This is a genomic window from Acidiphilium sp. 34-64-41, assembly GCF_002282635.1.
In the GTDB taxonomy this organism is placed as follows: Bacteria; Pseudomonadota; Alphaproteobacteria; order Acetobacterales; family Acetobacteraceae; genus Acidiphilium; species Acidiphilium rubrum.
On the sequence record NZ_NCJX01000119.1, the window covers coordinates 1 to 7,222 of the forward strand.

Annotated in this window: 5 protein-coding genes and 1 pseudogene; 4 read left to right on the forward strand and 2 right to left on the reverse strand. The window is 65.5% G+C overall.

The features are described from left to right. Both B7X49_RS17215 and B7X49_RS17220 read left to right on the forward strand, forming a co-directional pair. Nucleotides 1–343, forward strand: a pseudogene (locus B7X49_RS17215) (hypothetical protein); the annotation flags it as partial. Nucleotides 344–348: 5 nt separating this feature from the next. Continuing rightward, a complete protein-coding gene (locus B7X49_RS17220; RefSeq protein ID WP_286705280.1) occupies nt 349–645 on the forward strand; it encodes a winged helix-turn-helix transcriptional regulator in 297 nt (98 codons plus the stop codon). A 486-nt stretch (nt 646–1,131) separates the two neighbouring features. On the opposite strand, the gene B7X49_RS17225 is transcribed toward B7X49_RS17220, so the two are convergent. Beyond that, nucleotides 1,132–1,815, reverse strand: a complete 684-nt coding sequence (locus B7X49_RS17225; RefSeq protein WP_286705281.1) for an arylesterase — start codon at nt 1,813–1,815, stop codon at nt 1,132–1,134. Here B7X49_RS17225 and B7X49_RS17230 point away from each other — a divergent pair. Together B7X49_RS17230 and B7X49_RS17235 are read left to right on the forward strand one after the other, a co-directional pair. Next, a complete protein-coding gene (locus B7X49_RS17230) occupies nt 1,814–2,512 on the forward strand; it encodes an ABC transporter ATP-binding protein (RefSeq protein WP_286840388.1) in 699 nt (232 codons plus the stop codon). The genes B7X49_RS17225 and B7X49_RS17230 overlap by 2 nt on opposite strands. After that, nucleotides 2,509–5,034, forward strand: a complete 2,526-nt coding sequence (locus tag B7X49_RS17235) for an ABC transporter permease (RefSeq protein ID WP_286705283.1) — start codon at nt 2,509–2,511, stop codon at nt 5,032–5,034. The genes B7X49_RS17230 and B7X49_RS17235 overlap by 4 nt, the downstream gene beginning before the upstream one ends. 14 nt (nt 5,035–5,048) lie before the next feature. On the opposite strand, the gene B7X49_RS17240 is transcribed toward B7X49_RS17235, so the two are convergent. Continuing rightward, on the reverse strand, nt 5,049–6,899 hold the full coding sequence (locus tag B7X49_RS17240) for an ABC transporter transmembrane domain-containing protein (protein WP_286840389.1): 1,851 nt from the start codon (nt 6,897–6,899) through the stop codon (nt 5,049–5,051). Between the last annotated feature and the right edge of the window lie 323 nt (nt 6,900–7,222).

Here is a 7,222-nt window from a genome sequence, read left to right on the forward strand (position 1 = left end):
GCATCGCAGCAACAGAGGCGTCCAATACGTTTCGATCCGCTATACGGAGTGCCTGCCTGAAGCCGGCATCGACCCTTCAGTCGGCAGTGTCGGTGACTCCTACGACAATGTCCTCGCTGAGACGATCAACGACCTGTTCAAAGCGGAGGTGATCGACCGATGCGGGCCCTGGCGCAACGCCGAAGCCGTGGAATTCGCCACCCTCGAATGGGTCGACGGGGTGTTGCGCAAGCCGCTGCTCTATCTGAGACTGTACCTGAAATCCACCTCGCCGACTATTACCGCCCGCTTCAGGATGTGCGTGAGCACGGGGCGTGGGAAGCCTGGCTCGACTTCTTTCTGACGGGCGTGGCAGACACGGCCAATCAAGCGTTCGATGCTGCCACACGAATCGTTGATCTGTTCAAGGAAGACCGCGAGCGGATTACGACGGAGAGCGACCGGGCCGGCTCCACGCTGCGTATCCACGATCTGTTTCAGAACAACCCATACGTGACGGCCAACCAGCTCGTTCAGCAAACGGGGCTGTCGGCACCCACGGTCAATGCGGCGCTCGCTGACCTGGAGGGGTTCGGCATCGCGGAGGAAATCACCGGGCGCAAACGGGGCTCGTATTCAGTTATCGGCGTTATCTCGCCATTTTGAGCGAGGGAACCGATCCGCTCCCAACTATGGTCTGACGGGAGGGAGCCTATACGTATTGAATCTGTAACCCTGTGTCGGATTTCTTTAATTCGGTCCTGCCTCAAATCGTGTGAACACCAGCTGGTTGGACCGGAAGCATGCGGGCACGCAGGAGAGCCACGGCAGCGGGCCCTACCATACATGGATCGCTTGAGCGTCTTCGGCCGACTGATCTGTCCCTCGGCTTGCCCATTGCTCCATCGCTCGGTCACGGCGTTACGGACAACGTCGAGATCTCCCTGCCCCGTGCGCGCGAAGCGCTGGAGCGCGTGGATTCCGGAATGGCAGCTTCTTCGAGCCACGCATCGAGCTTGCCACCATCTCGGCTGCGAAGGATCCTACGGAACCGCATGGCGGAGAATTTCTCGCCACGCGGCCAAAACCATAGCTGACCTCGCTTCAAACAAATTGAGACAGTACTAAATTAAAGGAATCCGACATCTGGCTTCAATGCTGCGTCTTGGCCTCGGTGATCAGACGCAGGATCAGCGGGAGCAGGCGCTTGACCTCGATCCGCACGCCGGCGGCGTTCGGGTGCAGCCCATCCGCTTGCACCAACCCCGGCTTGCCCGGCAATCCCTGCAGAAAAAACGGGTCGAACAGCACCCCCTTACGCTGGCCCAGCGCGGCGAACACTGCCTTGAACCGTGCGCCATAGGCCGCTTCCAGGCTGGGTGGCGCGATCATGCCGCTCAGCAGCACGGGGATACGCCGTGCCGCCAGATCGTTGAGAATCCGCGTCAGATTGTGCTGCATCGTCACGGTGCTCAATCCGCGCAACCCGTCATTGCCGCCGAGTTCGACCAGCGCCGCATCCACCTTGCTGCCGGCCAGCACCCAATCGAGCCGCGCCGCCGCATCCGTCGTGGTATCGCCGGAGACCGCGCCGTTCACCAGCACCACATTCGCGCCGTGCGCCCGCAACGCCGCTTGCAGCTGCGCCTGAAACCCATCGGCGACCGGCAATCCGTATCCGGCGGTCAGCGAGTCGCCCAGGATGAGCAGCCGGACCGGCGCCTTCGCGCTGGCGTGCGCCATGCCGAGCGCAAGCGCGATGCAAACGCACAACACGCCGATGAAACCAAACACGATCTGGCCATTCCGGCGCGCTCGCCCATATAGGTATTTCATGCTCGAACGACTCCGAACGCCGGACATACCAGACGTGATGATCCGGCTCCGCGATCTTCGCCTGACCATCCCTGCCGCGTCGGGCCCTGTCAATATTTTGCTCGGCATCGATCTCGATGTCGCAGCGGGGCAGACGATCAGTGTGCTTGGCGCGTCCGGCTCGGGCAAGACCAGCCTGCTGATGCTGATCGCCGGGCTCGAACGCGCCACCGGCGGCACGATCGAGGTTGCCGGTCAAAATATCGCAGCGCTTGATGAAGATGCGCGTGCGCGTTTCCGCCTCGCCACACTCGGCATCGTGTTCCAGGCGTTCCATCTGATCCCGAGCATGACCGCGCTCGAGAACGTTGCCGTCCCGTTGGAATTGGCCGGGCGGCGCGATGCACATGATATTGCGGCCGAAGCGCTCCGCCGGGTCGAGCTCGGTCATCGGCTCGGCCACCGCCCGGCGCAGCTGTCGGGCGGGGAGCAGCAGCGTGTTGCGCTGGCACGCGCCTTCGCGCCGATGCCGCGCTTGCTGCTGGCCGACGAACCCACCGGCAATCTCGATCTCGAAACCGGCCAGACCGTGATGGACCTGCTGTTCGCGCTGTGCCGCACCCACGGCACCACCCTGCTGCTGATCAGCCACGACCCGGTGCTGGCGGCGCGCTGCGACCGCATCGTCACGCTCCGCAACGGCGTCATCGCGTCGTGATCCGGCTCGCCTGGCGTCTGGCATGGCGCGATCTGCGGGGGAGCAAGCGCGGGCTGTTGATCGTGCTGCTGTGCCTCGGCGTCGGTGTCGCCTCGGTCGCCGGCATCGGTTCGCTACGCGCGGCGTTGCAACAGGGGATCTCGCAGAGCGGCCGGACCATCCTGGGCGGCGATCTGGCTTTGTCCACCGGGCTCGGCCCCTTGCCAAGCGCGGTATCCGCCTGGTTCCGTGCCCATGGCGCGCGCGTGACCGAGACGGTCGATACGCGGTCGATCCTGGTCGCACCGTCCGGCCATCGGCTGCTCGCTGCCGTCCGCGCGGTTGGACCCGGTTGGCCGATGCTCGGTCACGTCGCGACCAGCCCGCCCGGACGGTTTGCGGGCCTGGCACCCGGACCGGGCCACCGGCCCGGCCTGCTGCTGGCCCCCACCGGCGCGGCAACACTCGGCTTGCATCCCGGCGACGTCGTCACACTCGGCGGTGTCAAACTGGTGTACCGCGGTACGATCAGGTCCACGCCCGACAGTATCGGCGACAGCCAGCTGTTCGGGGTCAAAGCGTTCGTTGCCCTGCAATCGCTCGCCGGCACGCCGCTGATCCAGCCGGGCGGGCTCGTCAGCTTCGGCCTGCAGGTTCTGCTGCCGCCGGGGCGCGACCCGCATCGTGTCGCTGCGGCGTTCGAACGCGAATTTCCCGGCAATGCCTGGCGGCTGCGTGATGCGGCACGGGCTGCCCGCGGCGTGACGCGCTTCGTCGATCAGGCGGCCATGTTCATGACGCTGCTGGGCCTCGCCGCGTTGCTGGTCGGCGGCATCGGCGTTGCCAACGGGGTGGACGCGTGGCTCGCTGCGCGCGCGCGCACCATTGCCACGCTCCGCTGCCTCGGCGCATCGGCGCGATTGATCAGCCTGATCAATGTCATTCAGTTATTGATCCTGGGCGTGCCGGGCATCGTGATCGGGCTGGCGGTGGGCGCGGGCGCACCGGTGCTGGTGCTGCCGCTGCTGCGCGGCGCCTTGCCGTTGCCGCGCCATATTGGTCTGTATCCGGCGCCGCTGCTGCTATCGGCGGGGTTCGGCCTGCTGGTCGGCCTGGTGTTCGCGCTGCCGCCGCTGCAACGCGCGGCAGCGATTTCGGGCGGCGCGCTGTTTCGCTCGGCGAGTGTCGCGCTGCAGGTGCCGCGCTCCTGGCGCGCCATCGCCATTCAACTCATCGCCGTCCTTGTTCTGGCGGCCCTTGCCGTGCTTTCGGTGCCACGGCCGCTGCTGGCGCTGGGTTTCAGTGGCGGCGCGATCGCGACCCTGTTGCTGCTGCGCTTGGTCGCTTTTCTGCTGATCCGCCTTTTGTCGGTGCTCCCCGCGCCGCGCAATGCCGCCATCGCGCTCGGCCTGCGGCGCCTGACCGGGCCGGCGTCCACGCTGCCGCTCATGCTGCTTTCGGCCGGTGCGGGACTGACCGTGATGGTCGCTGTGGCGGAAATCCGCAGCAATCTGCTTGCCGAATTCACCCATGCGCTGCCTGCGAGCGCCCCCAGTTTCTACTTCATCGACCTCCAGCCTCATGACTTGCCGAAATTCGAGGCCGCGCTGAAATCCACCGGTGCTGCGCATCATCTTGCGTTCATGCCGAGCCTGCGGGCGCGCATCATGGCGGTCAACGGCGTCGGTGTGGCGCAGTTCCGCCCGCCCGAACAAAGTGCATGGCCGCTGCGGAGCGATATCGGCTTTACCTATGCCGCAGCACCGCCGCCGGGAACGCATATCACCCAGGGACAGTGGTGGGGACAGCAGTATCACGGACCGCCGCTGGTCTCGTTCGATGCAAGGATCGCCCGCCAATGGGGGCTCAGGGTCGGTGATACCATCGCCGTCAACGTGCTCGGCCGCGATTTTGTGCTGCGGATCGCCAATCTTCGGCGGATCGACTGGCAGTCGCTTCAGATCAACTTCCTGATGATCGGCACGCCCGACCCGTTCGCCGGCGCGCCGCACACCATGGTCGCGACGGTCGAGGTCGATCCCGGCCGCAAGGGCGCGGTGCTGGCCGCCGTGACCGATGCGCTGCCCGGGGTGACCGGGATCGATGTCAGCCAGATCCTGCGCGGCCTGGCGGGCCTGATCGGTGAGATTGCCACGGCGATCAGCGCGGTCGGGCTGGTCGCACTGCTTGCCGGCGGTCTTGTGCTGGTCAGCGCGATCGCCGCCGGCCGCGAGGCGCGCATCGCCGAAGCCGTGGTACTGAAAACGCTCGGGGCTGCCGCGTCACAAATCCGCGGCGCCTGGCTCACCGAATTCGCCGTGGCCGGCGGTGCTGCCGGGCTGATGGCGGCCTCGATCGGCACGCTGGCGGCGGCCCTGGTGGTGCGGTTGGTGTTCCACATCGCATTTCATGTCGCCATCGGTGTCATGCTGATCACGCTCGGCTTCAGTATCGCATTGATGACCGCGCTTGGCTTTGCCGCCACCGCCCGTGTTTTGCGCCGTCCCCCGGCGGCCCGCCTGCGGCTTGAAACCGGCGGCTGAGGTTGGCCGCCACGCTACCCTGCTGCACCCGCCACGCCAAATTGCAACAGGGCCAGACGCGCATAGAGCTTGCCGGTCGCAACCAGTTCCTCGTGGCTGCCCTGTTCCACCACGGACCCATCCTGCATCACGATGATCCGATCCGCCTTCAGAATCGTGGCCAGTCGGTGCGCGATCACAATGGTGGTGCGCCCTGCCATTGCCACCTCCAGCGCCTGCTGCACCCATTGTTCGTTCTCGGCATCGAGCGCGCTGGTCGCTTCATCGAGCAGCAAGATCGGCGCATCGCGCACCAGTGCCCGCGCAATCGCCAACCGCTGACGCTGACCGCCCGACAGCGATTTCGCCCGCTCGCCGATCGGTGTGTCGAACCCCTCGGGCAGCCGGTCGATAAAGCCGGTTGCCTGCGCCGCATCCGCCGCCCTGCGCAACTCATCGCGCGTCGCGCCCTCGCGGCCATAGCGCAGATTTTCGTAAGCCGAGCCGGAAAACAGCGCGGCATCCTGGCCAACCATGGCGATGCGCGCGCGCAACTGCGCCGGCGCCGTCGCCTTGAGATCGACGCCGTCGATCCGGATGATGCCGGCCTGCGGATCATAAAATCGCAGCAGCAAACGCAGGACCGTGCTCTTGCCTGCGCCGGATGGCCCGACCAGCGCCACCCGCTCGCCGTGCCGCACGGTCAGCGAAAAATCCCGTAGCGCCGGCAGATCGGGCCGTCCCGGATACGCGAACGTCACGCCCGAAAACACGATGTCGCCGCGCGCCGGCAGCGGCATCGCGACAGGGACCGGCGGTGCCGCAATCCCGGGTGTGGCATCCAGCAGTTCGGCGATCCGCTCCATCGCGCCGGATGCCTTTTGGACATCGCCAGCGACCTCGCCGACCGAGCCGATCGAGGTTACCACCAAGATCGCCAGAAAAATGAATTGCAGAAACACACCCGGCGACACGCTGTGTTCGATGAACGTATCCTTCGCCGCCAGATACACGATCGAGCCGATCGCCACGAAGCTGAGCACGGACACGACCCCGGTCAGCAGCGAGCGCATTCTGATCCGCGCGAGCGATGCCGCGAACGCCGCCTCGACCGCGGCGCCGAACCGCGCGGCGCTATCGGTTTCACGGCCGAACGCCTGCACCGTTTCGATCGCATCGAGGCTCTCGCCCGCGAACCCCACCGCCGCGGCAAACCGGTCCTGCGCGGCCATCGAGCGTGATCGCACCCGCCGGCCGAGATAGAACACCGGCCCCAGCACGAACGGCACGATCAGCAACACCAGCAGCGTGAAACGCGGCGTGATCACGATCAGAGACACCAGCGCACCGATGAACATGATCGAACTGCGCAGCGCCACCGAGATCGACGATCCCAGCATGGTCTCGACAATGGTGAGGTCCGTGGTCATGCGCGACAGGACCTCCCCGGTGCGCGTCGTCAGGAAAAAAGCCTGATCCAGCCGCAGAATATGCTCATAAACGGCCTTGCGCAGATCGGCGACCACCCGCTCACCAAGCCGGGTGATGAAATAGAATCGCAGCGCACTGCATAGAGCGAACACCACAGTAATGCCGCCCATCTGCACCATTGTCCGCTGCAATGCCGCGACGTTTGCCATACCGTCATTGCCGATGCGCCGCACCGCGATGGTCAAACCAAGATTGGCAAGCGTGGCGCTGACCAGGAATATCAACGCGAGACCCGCATCGCGCCGATGCGCCGCCAGATACGGCATCAGGCGCTTCAAGGGACCGAGACGGCGCGTGCCAGGTCGTCCCCGCGCCGATCGCATCAATTGCGCCGCCAGTTCCGAACCGGCTCCGGGCCGTCCGGCCACCGTGCCGTTCGGTTGGGAATCACTCATGTCACCCTCTGCGCCAACGCCACGGTTCCTGTCATACGCGCGCCTGGACTTGACCTCAAACCAGCGCCCTCGCTGTGATCGCCGAAATCTGGACAAGCGATGCCGTGTTGGAACAGCAGAGTCTGGTGGTTGAACTCATCTGGAGATTGCACCATTCATGCCGTTCAACGCACTTCGCGGATCGTGCCCCATTGCGTGGTGTAGGATTGGCTACCTCATCGCGCTCTCCGGCTGGGTTGGCCGGGCTTATCAGCCTGCCACTGCGGGCAGTTTGATGAGAGGTTCATCGCACAACTCGGCGATAGTTTCTAGCGTCATATAGC